Annotated in this window: 19 protein-coding genes; 9 read left to right on the top strand and 10 right to left on the bottom strand. The window is 74.7% G+C overall.

The window, feature by feature from the left end:
* Positions 1-96 precede the first annotated feature (96 nt).
* Together TPA0908_RS26515 and TPA0908_RS26510 are read left to right on the top strand one after the other, a co-directional pair.
* Complete coding sequence (locus tag TPA0908_RS26515; RefSeq protein ID WP_281942385.1) at positions 97-474, top strand: UBP-type zinc finger domain-containing protein; 378 nt, start codon at positions 97-99, stop codon at positions 472-474.
* A 290-nt stretch (positions 475-764) separates the two neighbouring features.
* A complete protein-coding gene (locus tag TPA0908_RS26510) occupies positions 765-1,700 on the top strand; it encodes a peptidoglycan-binding protein (RefSeq protein WP_281942383.1) in 936 nt (311 codons plus the stop codon).
* An 89-nt stretch (positions 1,701-1,789) separates the two neighbouring features.
* Here TPA0908_RS26510 and TPA0908_RS26505 read toward each other — a convergent pair whose 3' ends face one another.
* Positions 1,790-2,683: a hypothetical protein gene (locus TPA0908_RS26505; protein WP_281942381.1), complete on the bottom strand. Its 894-nt coding sequence runs from the start codon at positions 2,681-2,683 to the stop codon at positions 1,790-1,792.
* A 126-nt stretch (positions 2,684-2,809) separates the two neighbouring features.
* Here TPA0908_RS26505 and TPA0908_RS26500 point away from each other — a divergent pair, with 126 nt between their 5' ends.
* Both TPA0908_RS26500 and TPA0908_RS26495 read left to right on the top strand, forming a co-directional pair.
* Entirely contained in the window at positions 2,810-3,073 is a 264-nt protein-coding gene (locus TPA0908_RS26500; protein WP_281942379.1) for a hypothetical protein, read from the top strand.
* A gap of 84 nt (positions 3,074-3,157) precedes the next feature.
* Positions 3,158-3,712 carry a murein hydrolase activator EnvC family protein gene (locus tag TPA0908_RS26495; protein ID WP_281942378.1) on the top strand — a complete coding sequence of 185 codons (555 nt, stop codon included), beginning with the start codon at positions 3,158-3,160 and terminating at the stop codon, positions 3,710-3,712.
* A gap of 28 nt (positions 3,713-3,740) precedes the next feature.
* Here the strand turns inward: TPA0908_RS26495 and TPA0908_RS26490 are convergent, their stop codons facing one another.
* A complete protein-coding gene (locus TPA0908_RS26490; protein WP_281942377.1) occupies positions 3,741-5,912 on the bottom strand; it encodes an AfsR/SARP family transcriptional regulator in 2,172 nt (723 codons plus the stop codon).
* 337 nt (positions 5,913-6,249) lie between these two features.
* Entirely contained in the window at positions 6,250-6,798 is a 549-nt protein-coding gene (locus TPA0908_RS26485; protein ID WP_281942375.1) for a hypothetical protein, read from the bottom strand.
* Positions 6,799-7,016: 218 nt separating this feature from the next.
* On the opposite strand from TPA0908_RS26485, the gene TPA0908_RS26480 reads away from it, so the two are divergent.
* The 3 genes from TPA0908_RS26480 to TPA0908_RS26470 are packed head-to-tail and all read left to right on the top strand — an operon-like array spanning position 7,017 to position 10,456.
* Entirely contained in the window at positions 7,017-9,023 is a 2,007-nt protein-coding gene (locus TPA0908_RS26480) for a putative bifunctional diguanylate cyclase/phosphodiesterase (protein ID WP_281942373.1), read from the top strand.
* Between the two features lie 26 nt (positions 9,024-9,049).
* Positions 9,050-9,757: a VOC family protein gene (locus TPA0908_RS26475; protein ID WP_281942371.1), complete on the top strand. Its 708-nt coding sequence runs from the start codon at positions 9,050-9,052 to the stop codon at positions 9,755-9,757.
* Between the two features lie 45 nt (positions 9,758-9,802).
* On the top strand, positions 9,803-10,456 hold the full coding sequence (locus tag TPA0908_RS26470) for a nitroreductase family protein (protein ID WP_281942369.1): 654 nt from the start codon (positions 9,803-9,805) through the stop codon (positions 10,454-10,456).
* A 177-nt stretch (positions 10,457-10,633) separates the two neighbouring features.
* Here the strand turns inward: TPA0908_RS26470 and TPA0908_RS26465 are convergent, their stop codons facing one another.
* Positions 10,634-11,683, bottom strand: coding sequence for a saccharopine dehydrogenase family protein (locus TPA0908_RS26465; protein WP_281942367.1), 1,050 nt, complete (start codon positions 11,681-11,683; stop codon positions 10,634-10,636).
* Positions 11,684-11,778: 95 nt separating this feature from the next.
* On the opposite strand from TPA0908_RS26465, the gene TPA0908_RS26460 reads away from it, so the two are divergent.
* Positions 11,779-12,675, top strand: coding sequence for a LysR family transcriptional regulator (locus TPA0908_RS26460; protein WP_281942365.1), 897 nt, complete (start codon positions 11,779-11,781; stop codon positions 12,673-12,675).
* A 5-nt stretch (positions 12,676-12,680) separates the two neighbouring features.
* Here the strand turns inward: TPA0908_RS26460 and TPA0908_RS26455 are convergent, their stop codons facing one another.
* From TPA0908_RS26455 to TPA0908_RS26440, 4 genes are all read right to left on the bottom strand, one after another.
* On the bottom strand, positions 12,681-13,475 hold the full coding sequence (locus TPA0908_RS26455; RefSeq protein ID WP_281942364.1) for an alpha/beta fold hydrolase: 795 nt from the start codon (positions 13,473-13,475) through the stop codon (positions 12,681-12,683).
* Positions 13,472-14,668 carry an SRPBCC family protein gene (locus TPA0908_RS26450; RefSeq protein WP_281942361.1) on the bottom strand — a complete coding sequence of 399 codons (1,197 nt, stop codon included), beginning with the start codon at positions 14,666-14,668 and terminating at the stop codon, positions 13,472-13,474. Before TPA0908_RS26450 ends, TPA0908_RS26455 begins: the two co-directional genes overlap by 4 nt.
* Before the next feature lie 116 nt (positions 14,669-14,784).
* On the bottom strand, positions 14,785-15,378 hold the full coding sequence (locus TPA0908_RS26445) for a TetR family transcriptional regulator (protein ID WP_281942359.1): 594 nt from the start codon (positions 15,376-15,378) through the stop codon (positions 14,785-14,787).
* A 274-nt stretch (positions 15,379-15,652) separates the two neighbouring features.
* A complete protein-coding gene (locus tag TPA0908_RS26440) occupies positions 15,653-17,770 on the bottom strand; it encodes a cellulase family glycosylhydrolase (protein WP_281942357.1) in 2,118 nt (705 codons plus the stop codon).
* A gap of 461 nt (positions 17,771-18,231) precedes the next feature.
* Here TPA0908_RS26440 and TPA0908_RS26435 point away from each other — a divergent pair, with 461 nt between their 5' ends.
* Entirely contained in the window at positions 18,232-19,287 is a 1,056-nt protein-coding gene (locus TPA0908_RS26435; protein WP_281942355.1) for a LacI family DNA-binding transcriptional regulator, read from the top strand.
* Between the two features lie 103 nt (positions 19,288-19,390).
* Here the strand turns inward: TPA0908_RS26435 and TPA0908_RS26430 are convergent, their stop codons facing one another.
* Complete coding sequence (locus TPA0908_RS26430) at positions 19,391-20,059, bottom strand: lysophospholipid acyltransferase family protein (RefSeq protein ID WP_281942353.1); 669 nt, start codon at positions 20,057-20,059, stop codon at positions 19,391-19,393.
* Between the two features lie 26 nt (positions 20,060-20,085).
* On the bottom strand, positions 20,086-20,688 hold the full coding sequence (locus TPA0908_RS26425; protein ID WP_281942351.1) for a TetR/AcrR family transcriptional regulator: 603 nt from the start codon (positions 20,686-20,688) through the stop codon (positions 20,086-20,088).
* Positions 20,689-20,789 lie beyond the last annotated feature (101 nt).

The following is a 20,789-nucleotide window of genomic DNA, read 5'->3' as shown; positions in this document are numbered from 1 at the left end:
GGCGGGATCGGGCGACACGCGGATGCACCACCGGCCGGAGGGCGACATGATGCAGGCCGGAGCGCGCACGTGGTCACCAACCGGAGGGGAACAATCGTGAACGACCTGCCCGAGTCGGCGTCGCCGGCCGAGACCGTGGCGATCGACCCGGCCGTGCCGCCCAGCGGACCGGGCTGCGTCGAGTGCGGGTCCACCGACGGGTGGTGGTTCCACCTGCGCCGCTGCGCGGCCTGCGGGCATGTCGGCTGCTGCGACTCGTCGCCCGGCCAGCACGCGACCGCGCACGCGGCCACCACCGGCCACCCGATCGTGCAGAGCTTCGAGCCCGGCGAGTCGTGGTTCTGGGACTACTCCCGCGACCGGTTCCACGCGGGCGGGCCGGAGTTGGCCGAACCGCACGCGCATCCGCTCGACCAGCCGGCCCCGGGGCCCGAGGGTCGGGTGCCGGGCGACTGGCAGAGCCGGCTGCACTGAGCCGACCGGCGACGCGGGGACGGCGACGGCCGCCACGCCCGCGTGGCCGGCTCACTCCGGCTGCGGCACCAGCCCGGCCGCGCGGAACCACTGCCCAGCAGCACCGCCTCGGCGGCGGCCAGGAACTGTCCTGTCCACCGCAGATCCGCCGGCGAAAACCTTTTACACTTTCTCAACTCTTGTAAATATTTATCGCCGTCGTGATACTGGTGCCGGGTCCGGCAGCCGTCCCGGACCGGACGGGCCGGGCCAGCGAACCGGCCGGTCACCTCCTGGATGAGGAGCGCCCGATGCCGACTTCCCTCCGACGCCTCACCGGCCGACTGGCCGTGATGGTGCTCGCCCTGACCGCCGTCCTGGTCGGCCCGGCCGCCGCGCAGGCCGCCACACCGGCCTGGCCGACCATCGGCGCCGGCATGTCCGGCGCCAACGTCGCCTCGGCCCAGTTCCTGCTCCGGCACCACGGCCAGACCCTGACCGTGGACGGCGCCTTCAGCGCCGGCACGACCGCGGCCACGCAGGCGTTCCAGTCCGCGAACGGCCTCACCGCCGACGGCGTCGTCGGCGCCCTGACCTGGTCGCGGCTCGTCGTGACGCTGGACCCCGGCGCGAACAACAACGCGGTACGCGCGTTGCAGACCGCGTTGAACAAGTACGGGTACGGGTTGACTGTCGACGGGGCCTGGGGCGCCGGCACCACCGACGCGGTGACCGCCTTCAAGACCGGGCGCGGGCTCACCGGCGGCACCACCGTCGGCGCGACGACCTGGCAGTGGCTGCTCGGCGGGGGCGGTGGCGGTGGCCTCTACGCGCCGATCATCGACCGGTCGGTCCTGCCCCGGTCGGAGTACGACGATCCGCACCACGACTACCCGGCGATCGACCTGCCCACCGTGACCGGCGTGACCACGTACGCGATCACCGCCGGCACGGTCGGCTACGCGGGCGGCAGCTGCGGCAACGGCATCGGCCTCACCGCCGACGACGGCGCGTACTACCTCTACTGCCACCTGTCGTCCCGCGTGGTCGCGGCCGGGGCGCGGGTCAGCCCCGGGCAGGTCGTCGGCTACACCGGGGCCACCGGCAACGTGACCGGGCCGCACCTGCACCTGGAGATCCGGGTGAACGGCGCCAACCGCTGCCCGCAGCAGCTCCTGCTCGCCGTCTACGACGGCGCCGCCGTCCCGGCGCCCTCGGCGCTGCCCGCCACCGGATGTTTCTACTGACCACCGGGGGCGCCCGGGCGTGACGAGGCGACCACGCCGCGCCGTCGACCGTCCGATGTGCGTCGTCGCCGGCGCTGGTGATCGGCTGCTCAGCCGGGGCCGGCGTCGGCGGCCTCGGGTGACGGGACCGCGGAGCCGACATCGAAACGCTCGAAGATGAGGAGTACGGTCGCATAGGCTCGCCGTATCTCGGCGAGGAACCTCCGGAACTGCTCGACGTTCCCGGATTCCGCATCGGGGGCATGCAGCAGGGCGAAGACGAGCAGTCGCATGGCGTGCAGCAGGTAGGCGGTCGACGCGTGGTAGTTCGTCTGGTCGACGGTTCGGGCCTGACCGGCCCAGTCGGCCATCGCGTCCCACATCTCATGGTCGGCGATCACCGATCTGGCGACCCGCTCGATCCTGCCGCACGCGCTTCGCAGGACGCCCCGGGCGGTCGCGGGCTCGGACCCGGCGAGCGCCAGGAGGTCGTCGATCTCCCGCATGCTTCCGAGCGCGTTGCGGGCCAGGTATTCGAGCCGTTCCAGCGGGGTGACGCCGGCAAGCTCGGTGGCCACCTCTTCCCGGAGTTGGTGCGGCGTCGCGGCCTGTCGGGCGATCCAGCAGGTCATCGCCTCGACCGTCAACTCCTCGAGACGGCCACCCCGGAGCCCGTCGCGGAACCTCTTCTGGGCCGCGGTGTCCCCGACGCCCAACGCGCAACCGATCTTCGCCCACGCGACTCCGCGCGCCCGCGCCTCGGCGACAAGATCCTCCCGGACTCGGGCCAACGTCGCCTCCAGGACGTCGACCGCGTAGACGTAGCGCAGCACCGGGTCCACGTCGAGGCCGTCGAGGCCGGGTGGATCGAGCCCGTCGCCCAAGGTCCGGGCGAGTTGGCCGACCGCCCGCCGTGCTTCGAAGACGGCGAGGTCCGGGGAGAACGGCCAGGCGTCTGATTCACACGATACGCCCGGCCAACGGTTGCTTCGTCCTTCGTCCACGTCGCCATGCTATGGGCGTCCTCGTCCACTCCCACGTCGCTGCGGTCCACCCCGCGTGGACCGGATCCACCCCGGGTGGACGCGCAGCGGTAGGTCCTGCCCGGCGGAGGTGTTCCCATGGCGGGCATGGCACTCCGCATCCTCGGCCTCGCGCTCACCGCACTCGCCGCGACGGCTGTCCTCGCCCGGGCGACGGCCCCCGTGGCCCGGGAGGCGCGCACCGCGCTTCTCCTCTGGCTCGCCCTGCGCGGCGCCCGGCCGCACCAGCGGCCCGAACTTCTCCGGGCGCTCCCGCCACTGGCCGGCTGCCGGGATCCCCACGTCCACATCCTGCTCGTCGGGTCCATCGACGCCGAGAGCCGGAGTCGGCGCAGGTCGCGGCCGGTGTAACGGTGATGAAACGGTCCTGTCGTTACTGTCCTGGTCCAGCGGCGCGCGCTTCGGAAACCCACCGTCTACGACAGGACTTCCGCCATGCGACGGACATTTCTCCGCGTACTCATGATCGCCGCCCTGGTGGCCGGCGGCCTCGGCCTCGGTGCGGGCGCCGCGCCGGCACCGGCCCTGGCGGCCTACGGTGCGGTCAAGTGGCCGGCGACCGGGGTGATCACCAGCAAGGTGGACGACCGGTGCCCCGGCTACGACAACCACGACGGCTACGACATCGCCGGCAACTACCGGTCGGTGATCTCGGCCGCCTACGCCGGGTCGGTGAGCTACATCGGCTGGGACGCCGGCGGCTACGGGAACTTCGTCATCATCACGCACACCAACGGCTGGAGCACCCTCTACGGTCACCTCGACGGGTTCGTCTCCCGGATGCGGGTGGGGGAGTACTTCAACCGTGGTGACGGCATCGGCTACATGGGTTACACCGGCGGGGTCTCGCCGCCCGGCATCGGCGGCACGCACCTGCACTTCGAGATGCTGCGCTACGACTCGCCGCAGGTCTGGAACTCGGCCGGCACCTGTGGCCAGAGCGTGAGCCGGGGCAGCTCGATCCCGTTCGACTTCGCCGGCCTGAACTGACCGGTGACCGCCCGACGGCGGCGGGCGGTCACCCGCCCGCCGCCGTCACCTGTCGGGCGTCGCCCCGGCTGCCCACCGCGAGGTAGGTCCGCCGGGCGCGTGCCATGTCGCCGGCCAGCACCGCCTCCGCCGCCTGCCGCCACGGAGATTCGACGGGCGCGTGCCGGGCGAGGGCGCGCACGTCGAGGCCCGCCTCGCGCAACGCCAACGGCAGGTCGACGCCGAAGCTGCTGGTGAGCGCCGCGCCGTGCACCCGGTCCAGCAACTCCTCCGCCGTCGCGGTGATGCGGGCGCGCGGCCGGCCCAGGGCGATCCGCACCCGTAGCCGCTGCACCAGCGCGGGGCCGAGCAGCGTCGCCCCGCCGTCGCGCCGCGCCAGGCGTTCCGCCGCGCCGGAGTGCCGGTCGGCGGCCGGCAGGTCGCCCTGGTGCAGGGCCAGGCGCGACAGGACGACGTGCACCTCGGAGGCCATCCGGTGGTGGCGGTGCTCGCCGCGCAGGTAGCGGACGCCCGCGCCGCGCGCCGCGGTCCACCGGCCGCGCTGGAACGCCTCCCGCACCCGTTCGGCGACCAACCACGGCACGTCGGCGGTCGCCTCCTGCCCGCGGATGCTCCCCACGGCCAGTTCCCGGTAGGTGGCCGCCGGGCCGAGCCGCGCCCGCCGGTCCTCGGCGTCGGCCAGCGCGACCCAGAGCGTCGGCGGCACCCAGCCGAGACGGTCCCGGTACGCCTGCGTGAGGTGTGCGAGTTCGGCGACCACGTCCGCGTCCCCGGCGGTCAGGTCGACGAGCGCCAGGTTGGCACGGGCCCGCAGGTCCAGCGGCGTCAGGGACATCTGCCGGGCCCAGGCCAGCCCGAGCAGCCCCGCTCGCCGCGCCGCCCGGCCCCGGTCGCTGACCGCCAGGATCCCGCAGATGTTGACCAGGGCCGCCGCGCCGGCCGGGTCGGGCGCGCGGTCGTCGATCAGGTCGACGGCCTCCGCCACCCGCCGGAGGGCGGAGTCGTCGTCCCCGGGGCGGAGCCAGAGCACCCGGGCCTGCCAGGACAGCGCCTCGGCGGCCTGGTGCCGCCGGTTCTCCCGGCGGAACAGCGTCGCCGCGCGGGCCAGCTCGTCGAGCCCCGCGCCGGCTTGGTGGTAGCGGACCTCGCCGAGCCGCAGCAACGCCTCGGCGCGGGCGGCCGGGTCGCCACCGAGCCGCAGGGTGGCGGTGAGGCAGTGCGCCGCCCGCCGGTAGTCGCCCCGGTCGGCGATGTAGGCGCCGGCCTCGGTCAACGCCCGCAGCGCGGCTCGGCTCCCCGGCGTCGGCGACCGGTCGTCCGCGCCGGCCCGGATCACCTCGCGCGCCGACGGCGAGCTTCCCGGCAGCGGCTCGTCGTGGTCGAGGATCCGGCGGTACGTCCGCACCAGCGCGGTGCTCGGCTCCACCCCGAGGTCGTCGCGCAGCCGCCGGCGGAAGGCCCGATGGGCGGTGACGGCCTCGTCGTACCGGCCGGCGAGCGACAGCGCGCGCAGGTGCAGGTCGTGCACCCACTCGGCGGTGGGTTCCTGCGCGGCGAGGGCGGCCAGGTCGGGCAGGACCGTCCGGTGGTCGCCGAGCCGCAGGCGCGCGTCGAACGACATCCGCCGCAGTTCCCGCACCTCCTCGCCGACCGCCACGAGTTCGGGCCACCGGTCCGGATCCGACCAGACGCCCTGGCACGGCGCACCGCGCACCAGCGCCGACGCGCGGTCGAGCAGGTCCACGGCCAGGGCCAGGTCCCCGCTCGCCTCGGCGCGACGGGCCTGGTCCCGAAGCTGACGCAGGTCGGCGAGGTCGCTGCTCCCCGGGCCGAGGTCCCACCGGTAGCCGTCGGCGGTGCGGTGCAGGCCGGCGTCGGCGTCGGGACCGGCGGTCCGAAGCCGCTGCCGGAGCCGGTGCACGAGGACGCGGATCGCGCCGCGGTCCACGTCGTGGCGCTCGGACCACACCCGGGCCGAGAGCGCGGACAGGGGCACGCCGGCCGCGTACCGCAGCGCCAGCGCGGCCACGAGCGCCCGCTGTCGCGGGCCCGGCCCGAGCACGTCGGTCCCGTCGACCCGTACGTGCAGCGGGCCCAGGACCCCGCACCACAGCGGGGGACGGCTCCGGGGCTCGTCGCGCCCGGTCGTCGGATTCGGGTCGGGCCGGTCCCACGCCAGCCGCCCAGGGCCCCTGTCCATCGATGCACCTCGACGTCAAGTCTAGGCGTCGCCGGGGCCGGTCCCGACCCTTGACATGCGGACCGGCAGGAAGACGGCGTTCCGGCACGACGCCGAGATGAACCCCGACCGCAACCCGGAACTCCTGGAGACCGTCCTCCGTGTCGGACAGTGTAGAGGCCGGACGGTGGCGCGGGGCCGGCCCGCAGCCGCGGACCGGCCCCCCGCGGCACCCGGTGGATCAGACGCAGTCGGCGATGATCTGGTCGTCGGCCAGGATCACGCCGTACCCGCCGCCGCTCTGTCAGTTGCCGTCGCGGTAGGTGGCGCCTGGCGCGTGCCGGCCCGGCCGCGCCGGTCAGACGCCGTCGGGGCCCTGTCGGCGCAGGTCGTCGACAGTGGTCATGGCCTGTCGTAGTTGGGTCAGCCAGTCGTCGGTGTGCCGGCCGACGAGCCGGACGCACCAGGCCAGCGCCTCCGAGCGGGAACGGGCGACGCCGGCGTCCACCAGGGTGTCGAGGATCTGCCGCTCCGGCTGGCGGAGCCGGGTCATCACCGGCGCGGCGAGGTGGGAGAACAACTGCTCGGTCGCCCCGCAGCGCACCCCCCAGCTCACCTTGCGCTGGTAGCGGTGCTCGACCTGGCGGGCGACGCGGACGCGGTCGTCGCGGGTGTCCTCCCGGAACCGGAGTATCCGCCCGGCCTGGGCGGCCGTGCGGTCGGCGTCGGTGACGTCGGCGGCGAGCTGGGGTTCGGGCAGGCGGCCCCAGATGGTGATCTCGTCGCGGTCGATCACGACCTGCGGTGGCTCGGAGAACCATCCGTCCGGGGTCACGCCGGTGATCCAGCCGGTGGCGTCGGCGGTGGATTCGGGTCGGGCGTGGGGCGGGGTGTGGCGAGGGGACATGACGACTCCTTTGCTCGTGATTACATGATTACATGATTACGGAGTTTCGCGACAACGCGTTCCGCTCACCGCGAACACCGTCGGCGCGGCCACCGCAGGGGGGTGCTCGACGGCGGACCGGTCGGGTGCGTCGATAGACTCCGCGTCGCGGCAAGATGACCTTCCGTCGTTCGTCGCGTGCCGGGCTCCCGGTCGGTGCAGAAAGTGGGTGATCCCGAGTGAGCGCTCTGTCGGTGATCGCAGCCGACACCATCACCACGGCCCTGGTGGTCCTCGCCTCCGACGGGCGGCCACTGTGGCGCAACCTGGCCGGTCACCGGCTGGGACCGGGCCTGGACGAGCTGCCGCTGGCCGGCCTGGCACCCGGCGAGAGCATGACCGACCTCCCGGTCCCCGCCGCGGACGGCACCCTGCGGTGGTTTCAGATGCGGTGCCACGGCATGGAGCACGCGGGCCAGCGGCTGCGGCTGGTCGAGGTGCGTGACGTCAGCGCCGAACGCGAGGAGCGCGAGCGGGGACGCAACTACCGGTGGCGGCTGGCGCACATCGAACAGCTCGCCAAGGTCGGCACCTGGGAGTGGGACGTGCGGGGCAACGCGGTCGTCTGGAGCGACGTGCTGCTGCAGATGTTCGGCCTGCCGCCCGGCACGACCCTCGACTACGGGTCGTACCGCCGGATGCTGCACCCCGACGACGTGGCGATGATCGAGAGCACGCTCGACACGGCGCTGCGCACCGGCGAACCCTTCTCGTACACGCACCGGATGTTCCTCGCCGACGGCGTGACGATGCGTGTGTTCGAGTGCTACGGCGAGGTCTTCACCGACGACGTCGGCGCGCCGACGCGGGTGCTCGGCACCGCCCACGACATCACCGACATGCGCCGGGTCCAGGACGAGCTGACCCGCCTCGCCGAGCGCGACCCGTTGACCGACCTGCCGAACCGGCGCGCCCTGCTGGCCCGCATCGACGAGCTGCTCGCCGACGACCAGGGCACCGGCGCGTTGCTGCTCGTCGACATCGACAACTTCAAGGACATCAACGACGTGCACGGGCACGCGGTGGGCGACGAGGTCCTGCGCGCGCTGGCCCGGCTGCTGGCGCACGAGCTGCCGCCCGGCACCGTGCTGGGCCGGCTCGGCGGGGACGAGTTCGCCGTCGTCCTGCCCGGGGCGGACGCGGCGGGCGCCGTGGTGTTCGCCGAGGCGATGTGTGACGCCGTGGTGCGTGCCCCGGTGCCGACCGTCGGCGCCGGGCTGCGGGTGACCCTCAGCATCGGCGCCGCCGCCCGGCAGCCCGGCGACACCCGCGACACCCTCCTGGCGCACGCCGACCTGGCCCTCTACGAGGCGAAGGACGCCGGCCGCAACCGAGCCCGGCTCTACCTGCCCGAGCAGTACCGCCACGCCGTGCGCCGGGTCAGCGTGACGACCCGGGTGCGCCGGGCGCTCGACGAGAACCGGATGAGTCTGGACGCGCAGCCGATCGTCGACCTGTCGACCGGCCGGGTGATCAGCCACGAGCTGCTCATCCGACTGCGCGACGGGGTGCAGCCGGCCCTGTCGCCCGCGCAGTTCCTGCCCACCGTGGAACGCGACGACCTCATCGGTGACCTGGACCGCTGGGTGGTGGCCACGGCGACGGCGGCCCTGGCCGCGCCGGGTCCCACCCGGGCCCGCCTACGGCTGGACATCAACATCTCCGCCCGCTCGCTGGAGTCACCGGGGTTCGGCGACTGGGTGGTGCGGACCCTGCGTGCCGCCGGCATCGAGGCCGACCGGCTGGGACTGGAGGTCACCGAGACCGCGGCGATCACCAACGTGGCCGCCGTCCGACACCTCGCCGACGCGCTGCGCGCCGCGGGCTGCCGGCTGAGCCTCGACGACTTCGGCGCCGGCTTCGGGTCGTTCGCCTATCTCAAGCACCTGCCCTTCGACACCGTGAAGATCGCCGGGGACTTCGTCCGGCAGGCGGACCGCGGCGGCGCGGACCCGGTCCTCATCGACGCCGTCGTCCGCGCCGCGCACGGCCTGGGCATGCGGACCGTCGCCGAGTCGGTCGAGCAGGCGCCCCTGGTTCCGGCGCTGCGTTCGCTCGGCGTCGACGCCGGGCAGGGCTACCATCTGGGCCGTCCCGCGCCCCTGGACGACCTGTTGCGTCGGACCGCCCACGCCTGGCAGGACACCGTCGTCGTGCCGACCGTCGTCCGGCCGCCCGAGCCCTGACCGACCGACCGCACCCGGAGGACCCCGTGACCCCACCCCTCGCCCCGGCGTCGCCCATCGGCGCCGAACTCGTCACCGACGACCTCGATGCGGCGCGTGACTTCTACGGTGACCTGTTCGGCTGGACGTTCACCACCACCGCGCACGGCGGCACCGCGTACGCCGGTGGGGTGGTCGCCGCCGAGCTGCGCCGCGGCGACGGCGTGGCCCGGTGGTGGACGGTCTTCGGCGCGGCCGATCCGGCCGGCGTCCGGGCGACCGCCGAGCGGGCCGGAGCCCGGGTCACCGGCGACGAGGTGCGCGATCCGCTCGGCGCGGCCTTCCGCCTGCGGGCCGGCGCGCCGGCGGCGGCCTCCGGGGTGGGCCAGCCCTGTTGGTACGAGTACATGACCGGGGACACGGAGCCGGCCGACCGGTTCCTCGCCGACGCGCTGGGCCTGCGGGCCTCGGTGCCGCCGGGCGCCCCGGACGACTCCTACGCCCTGCTCGCCGGCCCGGCCGGCCCGGTCGCCGGCCGGCTGCGGATGCCGCCGCCGCTGCGAGACCTGCTTCCGACCGGCTGGATGGTCTACGTGGCGGTGACCGATCCGGACGACACCGCCGCGCGGGCCGCCCGGTCGGGTGGCCGGGTGCTGGTGCCGGCGAGCGACGTCATGACCGGCCGGGTGTGCGCCCTCGCCGACCCGGCGGGTGCGGTGCTCACCGTGATCCGACCGGTGGCCACCGGCGGCTGACCACCCGTCGGGACGACCGGCCCGCCGGCGTGCCACGCTGGCGGGATGCCGACGTTGCCACTGACCCCCGACGACCTGCTCACCACCACCCGAACCGTGCGTAAGCGGCTGGACCTGACCCGTCCGGTGCCGATGGACCTCGTCCGGGAGTGCCTGGAGATCGCCCTGCAGGCGCCCTCGGGTTCCAACCGGCAGGGCTGGCACTGGGTGGTCGTCACCGACCCGGCCGTACGGGCCGCGATCGGCGGGTTCTACCGCCGCGCGGTCGAGAGCTACCTGGCGTCGGAAGGGTCGGCGGCACGGTTGTTCGTCGACGAGCCCGAGCGCGCCGCGGTGCAGCGGCGGGTCGGGGAGAGCGTGGCGTGGCTCGGCGACCGGATGGGCCAGGTGCCGGTGCTGCTCATCCCGTGCCTGCGGCTCTCCGGCGGCGGCGAGTTGCCGGCCGGCAACCAGGCCGGGCTGTGGGGGTCGCTGCTGCCGGCCGCGTGGAGCTTCATGCTGGCGGCGCGCGCCCGCGGACTCGGCACCGCCTGGACCACGCTCCACCTGGCGTACGAGGCGGAGGTGGCCGAGTTGCTGGGCCTCCCGGCCGATGTCCGGCAGGCGGCCCTGATCCCCACCGCCTACTACACCGGCGACACGTTCCGGCCGGCGAAGCGCCAGCCACTCGACGAGGTGCTGCACGTCGACCGCTGGTGAGATCTTCCGCCGCGCCGGTCAGCACGACGCGCCGCGCGTTCGGGTACCACGACGGCCAGGCGGTGGCGTCGACGAGCCGCTCCCACACCGCCGGCGGGGGCAGCGGCACGAACGCCTCGTTGCGGGTGTGCACGGGGCAGCGCGCCGGTTCCCGGCCGGGCGGCCATCCGGGGGCGGTCACCGCAGGTCCCGCAGCGTCGTACCGGGCGTGGTCAGCGCGATCTGCGGGCCGTGCACCTCGGCCGGGGTGCGGTAGCCCGGCGGCGCGTCCCCCGCCGCGGTCCGGGCCAGCAGCTCGACCGCGGTGTGGGCGCTGTACCGGTAGGCGTCCGGACCGGTCAGCACCGCCTCGGCCACCGTGCCCGCGTCGTCCCGGACCAGCCCGTGCACCAGCGTGCGACCGGCGTCGAGCTGCGCCGGCGTGGGCCCGTCCGGCAGCCGGGCCAGCAACGCGGCCCGGACGCGCCGCGCGGCCGGGGACGTGACCAGCCACGGCGCGGCCGGGGCGGCGCGCAGCGCCAGGCGGATCGGCGCGGGCGCGGCGAAGAACGTCGCGACGTCCGCGACCCCGGTGGACCGCGCGGCGGAGACGACGTCCGCGCGCCAGGGGTTGGTGACCACCCGGGTACGCGTCGCGCCGTCGCCGATCCACCTGTGCTCGGCGGCGGCGCGCGCCGGCACCAGCCGCCCGTCGCGTCGCTGCACCCCGGCGTCCGCCATGCCCCCGGTCAGCGTGTCGAGCGTGCCGCGCGACACCCGGCCGACGGTGGCGAACGACAGCTCCAGCCGGCGGGCGGTCGGCAGCCGCCGGGCGAGGTGCACGGCCACCGCGTCCGTCGGCACCACACCGAAGCCGACGCCGGGCATCGCCATCACCCCGGCGGCGGTCAGCTCGGCGTCCCGCCGCCACACGGTCAGGAACTCCGCCGCCTCCCCGGACAGGTCGAGGTAGGGCGTTCCGGTCCGGACACAGGCGTCGAGCAACGGCTGCTGGGTTACGGCGAACGGACCGGCCGCGTTCAGCAGCACCGAGGCGTCGGCGAGCAGCCGGTCCAGCGCGTGCGGCTGCTCCAACGCGGCGGTACGGACCGAGGCGTCGAGACCCAGCGCCGCGAGCCGGTTCGCGTCCCGGCCGGCCAGCACCGGGCGGAGCCCGCGGTCGACGGCGAGCCGGGCGACGAGCCGGCCGACGTAACCGGTGGCCCCGTAGATGATGAGGGAAGACACGCCACGACCATGACCCGCCGGGACCGCCGGTGTCCAAGAGACGCTGGCGCGGTGTCGAGAGGTTTCTCCTATCCGACCTGGCTAGGGTGGGGCCGGTGGACCTGGAGCGGGTACGGGCCTTCGTCGCCGCCACGGAGTGGATGAACTTCACCGCCGCCGCCGAGGAGCTGGGCCTGGCGCAGCCGTCGCTGTCGGCGCGGATCCGGGCGCTGGAGACCGACCTCGGCGTCGAGCTGTTCTCCCGACGCAGGCGGCAGGTCGAGCTCACCGCGGCGGGCCGGGCGTTCCTGCCGCACGCGCGCGCCCTGCTCGACCTCGCCGCCGAGGCGCGCCGCGACGCGCGCCGGGCCGCGGACGCGGCGCCGGGTCGCCGGCTGCTCATCACCACGCTGGCCGCCAGCGTCGACGAGTTGAAGGCGGAAACCGTCCTCGGGCTGCGGCGTGACCTGCCGGGCTGGCAGGTCACGCTCACCGGCGTGCCGTTCCGGGAGCACGTCTGGCGGCTGCGGGACGGCACCGCCGAGGCCGGCTACCTGTGGCCGCCGTACACGCCGGACGCCGTTCGCGACCTCCACCTGGAGCCGGTCGGCGCGTTCCGGCGGCTGCTGGCCGTGCCGGCGCGGCACCACCTGGCCGGACGGCCGGAGCTGACCGTGGCCGACCTCGCCGGGGAGCCGCAGGTGCCGCTGCCGGACGACGTCGACGCCGCCTTCGTCGCCGGGTGGCGGCTCACCCCGGCCGCGCCGGTCGGCGCCGGGGAACCCGTGACCGACGTCGCCGGGCTGCTGCGCGCGGTGGCCGGCGGCGTCGGCTGCTGCCCGGTGCCGTCCCTGCTGGCCCGCACCGCGGCCACGCCGGGCGTGGCGTACGTCCCGGTGCGCGGGGCGCCGCCCGCGACGCTGGCGCTGGCCTGGCGGGTGGACGCGCACCCCGAGATCGACCACGCGCTCCGGGCCGCCGCACGCCGGGCCCGTGGCGGGCCGGCGGACTGACCGGGCTACCCGGCCCGCGACCGGCCCGGGGCGTCGCTGGTGGTCAGCGCGTCGGCGATCGCCGCCCACACGCCCGGGTGGGCGACCATCCCGCCGTGCGAGCTGTCCACCGTCACGCAGCGGGCCGCCGGGTCCTGGGAGGCGTGCCAGGACACGATGCCGTCGCTGCGGCTGGCGATCGAGGTGAACGGCAGGCCTGGCGGCGCGGCGGCCAGCACGTCGTCGTGGACCTCGCGGCAGCAGTCGCCGAACGGGCAGTTGCGTACCCAGTCCCGGCGGCCGAGCCGGGTCATGGTGGCCATCCACATGGTCAGCAGTCGTACCGCCAGGTGGATCCCGAACGGGTCGGTCAGCGGCGAGCCGAGCGTGACCAGGGCGCGTACCCGCCGGGGGTGGCGGACGGCGAGGGCCTTCGCGAACATGCCGCCCCGGCTGTGGCCGACGAGGGTGACCGGCCGCCCGGTCTCGGTGTGCAGGCGGACCAGGGCCGCCTCGACGACGGCCAGGTCCCGGCTGGAGCAGCGGCGGCCGTCGGTGAGCCCGGTCGGCCGGGCGTCCCACCCGCCCTCGCGCAGCCAGTCCCGCAGCAACGCCACCCGGTCGTCGCCGGCGGCGAAGCCGGGCACGACCAGCACCGGCGCCCCCGGCTCGGGCGGCGTCGGCGGCGCGGGACGCGCGGCCCGCAGGGCGGCCAGCTCGGCGCCGGCCCGCCGTTCCCGCCAGATCGGCGGCGTCACGCTGCGCGGCAGCCCGAGGTAGTGCAGCGGCGTCCGGAACGGCTGCCAGGCGCCCTCGCTCACCGGGTGTCCCCCTCCGTCGTCGGCCGGGCCGCGCCGTCCGCCCCGTCGTCCTCCCGGCGCAGCGCCGCGTCCAGCCGTTCCAGTGTGGTCGCCATGCCGGCGCGCAGGTGGGCGGCGCGGTCCGCGACGCCGACCAGGCGCTGGACGGCGCGGACCGCCGCCATCTGGGGCGTCGCCCGGGTCATCGACTCGGTGACCCGGGTGCCGCCGTCGACCGGCTCCAGCTCGTAACGCCAGGTGGACGACGACGGCCAGGCGGTGGTGAACCCGAACACGCGGCCGGGCACCGCCTCCGTCACGGTCGCCGTCATGCGCCAACGGTAGAACGGACCGATCCGGTTGCTGCCGGTGAACCGCCGGCCCGGTTCGCGCCACCGGGCGGCGTACGTCTCCGGGCTCCACTCGCCCATCCGGGTGATGTCGCTGACCAACGCGTAGACCCGGTCCGGGGCGGCCGCGACGGTGCGGCTGACGCGGACCGAGAGCGCGGGCCGCGCCTCGAGGTCGGCGATCACGCGGCGGGCGAGCCGCGCGGACGACGCGGGGTTCTGCCCGGTGTAGAGGTTGCGGTCCACGGTGACGAACGGCCGCAGCGGCACGCGACCACGGACGTAGCGGGCGCCACGGGCCACCAGCTCGTCCTCCAGCAGCCAGCGGGCCTTGCGGGCGAACCGGTTGAGCAGCTCCTCCCGGTTCGACAGGCCGGTCATCGTGTAGCCGGCGAACGGCCACGTCCCGTCCTCGCCGGTCGCCGCCAGCGTGGCGGCGGGGGCGTGGCAGAGCAGGGCCAACGGCGTGCCGGCGCGCAGGGCCCGGGTCAGCAGCGCGCCGGAGACCGGGTCGACGGCGAGGTCCTCCATCGGGCCGTGCCCGCCCGGGTAGAAGACCGCGTCGTAGTCGGTCGGGTCCACCTCGGACAGCTTCCGCGGGTGGGCGAACTCCCGCGCGTGGGCGGCGAGATGGCGGCGGTGCCGGCGCGCGCGCCGGGGACCGGTCGCGGGCAGCCGCAGGCTGAGCGGGTCGACCGTCGGGGGCACGCCGTCGGGGGTCGCCACGGTGACCCGCCAGCCGGCGGCGGAGAAGAGCCGGTGCGGCTCGACGACCTCCTCGGCCCAGACGCCGGTGGGGTGCCGCGTGCCGTCCCGCAGCGTCCAGTGGTCGGCCGCGGACAGGACCATCAGCACCGCGCGCATCGCTCCGCCTCCCCAAATTCAAACCAGGTGGTTCGGTTCAGGTATAGCACCGGTCGCGGGAAAATCAAACCGTCTGGTTCGGTTCGTGTCGCGCGGTTCTCCCCGCGTGGACGACGTCAGCCCGGCGGACGGACCAACCGCTGCGCGGCGCGGCGGACCTGGGCCCGGGCGTCGTCGTCCGAGTCGGGCTGCGGCCCGAGCGCCCGGTGCAGCTCGACCGGGGCGGTGAGCCAGGACGTGGCCACCGCGATCAACGCGGCCAGCAGGTGGTGCGGCGGCCATTCCGGATCGACCAGTCCCGCCCGCTGTGCGTCCCGGATCACCGCGATCTTGTGCCGGTAGCCCGTCACGCGCTTCTCCGACACCTGCTCGGCCCGCCCGCGTTCGTGCAGCCACGCCCACGCCGCGATGCGTTGCAGGTCGGGCCGGGCGGCGAACGTGTCGTGCAGCCGGACCGTGTAGTCCACCAGGTCGGGCGTGATCGGCACCACCCGGGACAACTCCTCGAGCCCGACCTCCATCACGGTGTCGAACAGGGCGTCCTTGTCGCCGAACCAGGCGTAGATCCGTTCCTTGCTGGCCCGCGCCCGCTCCGCGATCCGGTTGATCCGCGCGCCGTCGACGCCGTGCCGGGCGAACTCCGCCATCGCCGCGTCGAGCACCCGCCGCCGGGTCTCCAGGCCCCGCGCCTGCGTCGCTGGAGAGGTCATCCGGCCACGTTAGCGCAGATGATCGCGCCCCTCGGGCGGGCCGGGCCGGGGCGTCGGGGCACGCCGCACCACGCCGCTCGCGATCGGCGCCGACGAGTCCGGCCGGATCTACGCCGGCCGGCGGCGTCGCGGCGGCGGTGGCGCAGGTCGACAGGGCCGGGTTCTGGCGTGGTCCGGGGCCGTCCCTCGGCACCGGCTACCTCGCCGCCTGGCCCGGCCTCGGCTGACCGCCCCGCCGCCGGTGCCGCGGCGTCCACCGCGGCACCGGGGCCGGTCAGGGGGCGCCGGTGACCGCGGTGCCGGCCCTGGTGATCCGGTACGTGATTTTCGCGCCGCTCCAGAAGTGGAAGGTGAGCGTGACGGTGCCGTCGTTCACCTCGGCGAAGAACTCCGGTTTCAGGATGATGGTGTCGGCGGTGTAGTCGGGTTGGAAGTGTCCCCAGAACTCCTTGAACGGCGTCCAGTTGGCCGGGCCGGCGGGGCTGCCGTCGGCGTAGGTGGCCTCCATGGTGGCGAGCTGGTCACCGCGGAACCGGGTGGGAATGGTGAACGAGCTGGTCGTGCCGGTGGCGGCTGCCTGGGTGGGCGGGTCGGAGCTGATGATGTCGATCTTCCAGGGCACACCCTGGGAGAAACGGGCCTCGACGGTGGCGTCGACGCCGTAGGCCCGGTTGCCGACCAGGCGGGTCAGCGCCGCCGGGGTGAGCGTGACGGTGGTGCCGGTGACGGTGTAGTCGGCGCCGGCGGCCAGCGGGGTGTCGCCCTGCCAGAGACCGCGGAACGACAGGCCGTTGAGGTTGAGGGTGAGCGCCCGGCCGGAGATCGCGCCGGTGTGCGGTACGTACACCTGGTCGCTGGACGCGGTGCCGGAGCGGCTGGTCCAGCTCGCCCTGATCATGTCGGCGACGCGCTGGTCGCGCCAGCGCAACGTGGTGCGGTCGAGGAACTGACCGGCGTCCCACAGCATCGTGGTGAGGTTGCGGGTGCGGGCGTGGTAGCCGACCGCTTCGAGGTACTTCAGGAACTCGCCCCGTTCGATGATGCCGGGCCGGGTGTGGTCCCAGGAGAGCAGCGCCCACTCGCCGATGACGACCGGGATGCCACGGGCGACGAACGTGTCCCGCAGCCGGTCGAACGTGCCGACCAGGTCCTGCTCCACGTTCGTGTCGTACCGGGTGCCGCCGGCGATGTTCACGCTGAACGGCCACCACCCGTAGAAGTGCACGGTGGCGGCGAGGTTGGGGTCGTGCAGTTCGGCGATGCCGGCGGACAACGCGTCCAGCCGCGCCTGCTCGCCACTGGTGTGCAGCGTGGGCAGGACCAGCAGTCGGGTGGCGTTGGCCCCGCCGGTCGCGCGTACCAGGCGGACGAACTCGGCGTTGAGTTCCCGGGTCGCGGTGTCACCCTGCGCGTCGGTGGTGTCGGCGAACTGGGGTTCGTTGATGCTCTCGAAGACCAGCCTCGGTGAGTGGTCGCGGAACGTGGTGGCGAGTTGCGTCCACAGTGCCCGGTACCGGCTGGTCACGCCGGCCCGGTCGGTGGGGTAGGTGTTGAGCCACTGCCAGGAGTCGTGATGGAGGTTGATCATCACGTAGAGGTCCTCGGCGAGCGCCCAGTCGACGATCTGGCGTACCCGGCTCAGCCAGGCCGCGTCGATGGTGTAGTCGGGCGCCGGGCCGTGGTGGTTGCTCCACGTGACCGGGAGTCGGATGCTGCGGTAGCCCTGCGAGCGCACGTGACGCAGGAGCGCCTGGGTGGTGAGCGGGTTACCCCAGGCGGTCTCGTCGGGGATGGCGTCGAGCGTGTTGCCGAGGTTCCAGCCGGGTTGCATCGCGGCCACCGTGGCCATCGGGTTTCCGGCCGGGGGAGGGGTGGTCGGTGGCGTCGACGGTGACGCCGTGGCGGTCGGCGACGGGCTCGTCGACGGAGTGGTCGACGGGCCGCCGGTCGGGGACGGCGTGCCGCCGGCGTCCCCGGCGCAGGTGACGCCGTTGAGCGTGAAGCCGGTCGGCGCGGTGTTGACGCCCGACCACGAACCGTTGAAGCCGAACGACACGGTGCCGTTGGTCGGCACGCTCGCGTTCCAGGCGGCGTTCGTCGCGGTCACCTGGCCGCCCGTCGCGGTGACCGTGGCGTTCCACGCCTGGGTGACCCGCTGCCCGGACGGGAACGTCCAGGCCAGCCGCCAGCCGTTGACCGGTGCGCCGAGGTTGGTCACGTCGACCGCGGCGGTGAACCCGCCCGACCACTGCGACGGCACCGCGTACGCCACGCGGCAGCCGCCGGCCGCCTGGGCGCCCACGGCCGTCATTGTCGACGCCACCAGCAGAGCCGCCACGGCACCGGCGAGCGGACCGCCCCGGAGGCGGATTCTTCGGGTGCGCAGGATCATCGTGTTCTCCCTTGCCGTTGTCCGCCCGTACGCGGCCGGTGGCCAACGGTTCCGGACGGGTGGGGGGGGCGCGACGGCGTCGTCGCGGTGGCCGTGCGGCCACCGCGACGGTCGCGCGCTGGAGTGCTTCTCGCGGACGCCGCCCGATGCCTCCGCCGATCGCCGCGCTGCGGCAGCAACTTCCCGGCTCCCTGGAAAGTTTCGGGTCGAACGCTACGCGTTTCTTAGATGACGGTCAATGAAGAGGCGGGCTCGGCGACGGTCTTCGGCGTCGTGTGACGTCAACGGCGCGAACCGGCGCGATCCGGCGCGGAAAACGCGCGAGATCGACCGGAAAGTTTCGAGCCGCCCGGCACACACCGGCGGCGCCCGGCGGCACCGACGGGCATGGACGGACGGCTATCCTGGGGCCGGGCAGCGGTGGCCACCCGGAGGGGCGGGCCGGCCGGGGAGGAGCCAGCTTGTCGCAGACGCAGCCGGACGCGTCGGCCATCGGGCCGGACGACGCCGCAGCGGCTCCGGGCCGGCCGGTCACGATCTCCTACATCGCGGAGAACGCCGGGGTGTCGGTCCCGACCGTGTCGAAGGTCATCAACGGCCGGACCGGCGTGGCCTCGGACACCCGGGCCCGGGTCGAGGCGCTGATCAGCCGGTACGGCTACCGCAGGCCCACCTCGTCCACCCGCAGCAACCTGGTGGAACTGGTCTTCGACCAGCTGGAACACATGTGGGGCGTCGAGGTCGTCCGCGGCGTCGAGCAGGTGGCCCGGGCGCACCGGGTGGGCGTGGTGCTGACCGAGTTCGGGCCCGAGCGCGGTGGCGTCCGCTACTGGATCGACGACACGCTCGCCCGTCGTCCGGACTGCATCGTCTCCGTCGCGCAGCTGTCCGGCGAGCAACGCGACCAGTTGCGGGCGCGCGGCATCCCGTTCGTGGTCTTCGATCCCACGAGCGAGCTGCCCGACGGTGTGCCGTTCGTCGGGGCGACCAACTGGGCGGGCGGTCGCTCCGCCACCGGGCACCTGCTCCGGTTGGGGCATCGCCGGATCGCGATGATCGGCGGTCGGGACCGCATTCTCTGCTGCCGGGCGCGGCTCGACGGCTACCGCGCGATGATGGAAGCCGCCCACCTGCCGGTCGACGCGGACCTGGTGGCCCGCGCCGACCTGACCGTGGACGGCGGGCGGGCCGCCGCGCTGCGGCTGCTCGGCCGGCCGGACCCCCCGACCGCGATCTTCGCCGGCAACGACCTCCAGGCGGTCGGCGTCTACCGGGCCGCGCGGGAACGCGGGCTGCGGATCCCGGCCGACCTGAGCGTGGTCGGCTTCGACGACCTGCCGATCGCCGAACTGCTGGATCCCCCGCTGACCACCGTGCGTCAGCCGCTGGCCGAGATGGCCGTCGCCGCGACCGAGCTGGCGCTCGCGCTCGGGCGCGGCGAACCGACGCAGCGGACCGGTCTGGAGCTGGCGACCAGCCTCACGGTCCGGGAGAGCACCGCCGCGCCGGCCCGCTGAGGCGGGCGGTCAGCCGACCTGCCAGCCGCGCCTCGGGCCCGGAGCCGGTGGCGGGGACAAATCCGACCGGGTGAGCGCGGTCGACGCGCCGGCAGGATGTTCGCTATCCCTCGGACGGCAGGTCGAGGTAGCAGCCGGCGGCTTCCTGACCGGACAACGCCTGGACGGCCGCCATGATCTCGTCGGTGACGGCCCGCCGGGCCCGCCCGCCGCTGCCGGTGACCGGTGGGGTGAAGTGCAGGGGCGTGCCGAACCGTACGGCTACCCGCCCGGGCCGGGGCAGTCGGGCGCCGACCGGTTGGATGCGGTCGGTGCCGAGGACGGCGACGGGGACCACCGGGGCGCCGGAGGCCAGCGCGAGCCACGCGACGCCGGTGCGACCACGGTAGAGCCGCCCGTCGCGGGAGCGGCTGCCCTCGGGGTGGATGCCGAAGGCCCGCCCTGCGGCGAGCACGTCGAGCGCCACCCGCAGCGAGTCCTGGGCCGAGCGGTGGCCGCCCCGCTCCACCGGGATGGCGTCGATGCCGGTGAGGCAGTTGCGGGTGAGCCACCCCCGCGGGCCGGGCCGCCGGAAGTACTCGGCCTTGGCCAGGAAGCTGACCGGTCGCGGCGCCACCAGCGGGATCACCACGCTGTCGATGAAGGACAGGTGGTTGGCGGCCAGGATCACCGGCCCGTGCCGCGGCACATTGTCCCGGCCCTCGACGACCGGCCGGAAGGCCATCCTGCCGAGCGGGGCGAGCACCAGCCGGGTGCCGGTCTGCAACAGCACGTGTTCCCTCCGCGGGTGGGTCCCGGTCACCGTGGGACGCCGGGCGCGGGCCGGCCGAGGTGGGCCGCCACCGCGGCGCGCAGCAGCGGTTCGACGTCGTCGCTGCGCACCATGGTCTGGAGGCTGCCCCACTGCCGCAGTTCGGCGATGCCGTGCAGGTTGGCCCAGAGCGCGCCGGCGACGACCGGCGGCGCGGGGGCGTCGGCCGCTTCGGGTCGGGCCCGGGCGACCAGGTCGACCAGGACGCCGAAGAGTTCCTCGCTGGCGTCCCGCAGGCCGATGCCGTTGCCCCGTAGCAGGTCGTGCCGGAACATGAGCTCGAACATGCCGTGGTTGGTGCGCGCGAACCGCAGGTAGAGCCGGCCCAGTGCGAGCACCTGGTCGTACGGATCCGCTCCGGTGCCGCCGATCGTGGCGGTGACCTCGGCGCCGAGCTGCTGGTAACCCTCCCTGGCGATGGCCGCGAGCAGGGCGCGGTGGGTCGGGAAGTGGCGCCGCGGCGCACCGTGGGAGACGCCGGCCCGCCGGGCGATCTCGCGCAGCGTGAGGGCTGCGGTGCCCTCCTGGGCGAGCAGGTCGACGCCGGCCCGCACCAGGCGGGCCCGGAGCGTGCTGTCGGGCGGCGGCATGGACACTGTCTACCAGCCGCCGTAGACAGTGTCTACCGACCTCGGCGGAGTGACCCGCGTTACCTCTCGGCCAGCCGGGAATCAGGTCGGCGCCACCGCAT

Source organism: Micromonospora sp. AKA38 (assembly GCF_027925725.1).
GTDB lineage: Bacteria > Actinomycetota > Actinomycetes > Mycobacteriales > Micromonosporaceae > Micromonospora.
Note: the sequence above shows the minus strand (reverse complement) of the source record. Positions and strands in the feature narration are given on the sequence as shown.

What these genes read in the sequence shown, in the direction of transcription:
- TPA0908_RS26495 (WP_281942378.1), top strand. Translation starts at nt 3,158, where the DNA reads ATGCGACGGACATTTCTCCGCGTACTCATGATCGCCGCCCTGGTGGCC.
- TPA0908_RS26450 (WP_281942361.1), bottom strand. Translation starts at nt 14,668, where the DNA reads ATGCGCGCGGTGCTGATGGTCCTGTCCGCGGCCGACCACTGGACGCTG.
- TPA0908_RS26490 (WP_281942377.1), bottom strand. Translation starts at nt 5,912, where the DNA reads ATGGACAGGGGCCCTGGGCGGCTGGCGTGGGACCGGCCCGACCCGAAT.
- TPA0908_RS26510 (WP_281942383.1), top strand. Translation starts at nt 765, where the DNA reads ATGCCGACTTCCCTCCGACGCCTCACCGGCCGACTGGCCGTGATGGTG.
- TPA0908_RS26470 (WP_281942369.1), top strand. Translation starts at nt 9,803, where the DNA reads ATGCCGACGTTGCCACTGACCCCCGACGACCTGCTCACCACCACCCGA.
- TPA0908_RS26445 (WP_281942359.1), bottom strand. Translation starts at nt 15,378, where the DNA reads ATGACCTCTCCAGCGACGCAGGCGCGGGGCCTGGAGACCCGGCGGCGG.
- TPA0908_RS26425 (WP_281942351.1), bottom strand. Translation starts at nt 20,688, where the DNA reads ATGCCGCCGCCCGACAGCACGCTCCGGGCCCGCCTGGTGCGGGCCGGC.
- TPA0908_RS26440 (WP_281942357.1), bottom strand. Translation starts at nt 17,770, where the DNA reads ATGATCCTGCGCACCCGAAGAATCCGCCTCCGGGGCGGTCCGCTCGCC.
- TPA0908_RS26500 (WP_281942379.1), top strand. Translation starts at nt 2,810, where the DNA reads ATGGCACTCCGCATCCTCGGCCTCGCGCTCACCGCACTCGCCGCGACG.
- TPA0908_RS26485 (WP_281942375.1), bottom strand. Translation starts at nt 6,798, where the DNA reads ATGTCCCCTCGCCACACCCCGCCCCACGCCCGACCCGAATCCACCGCC.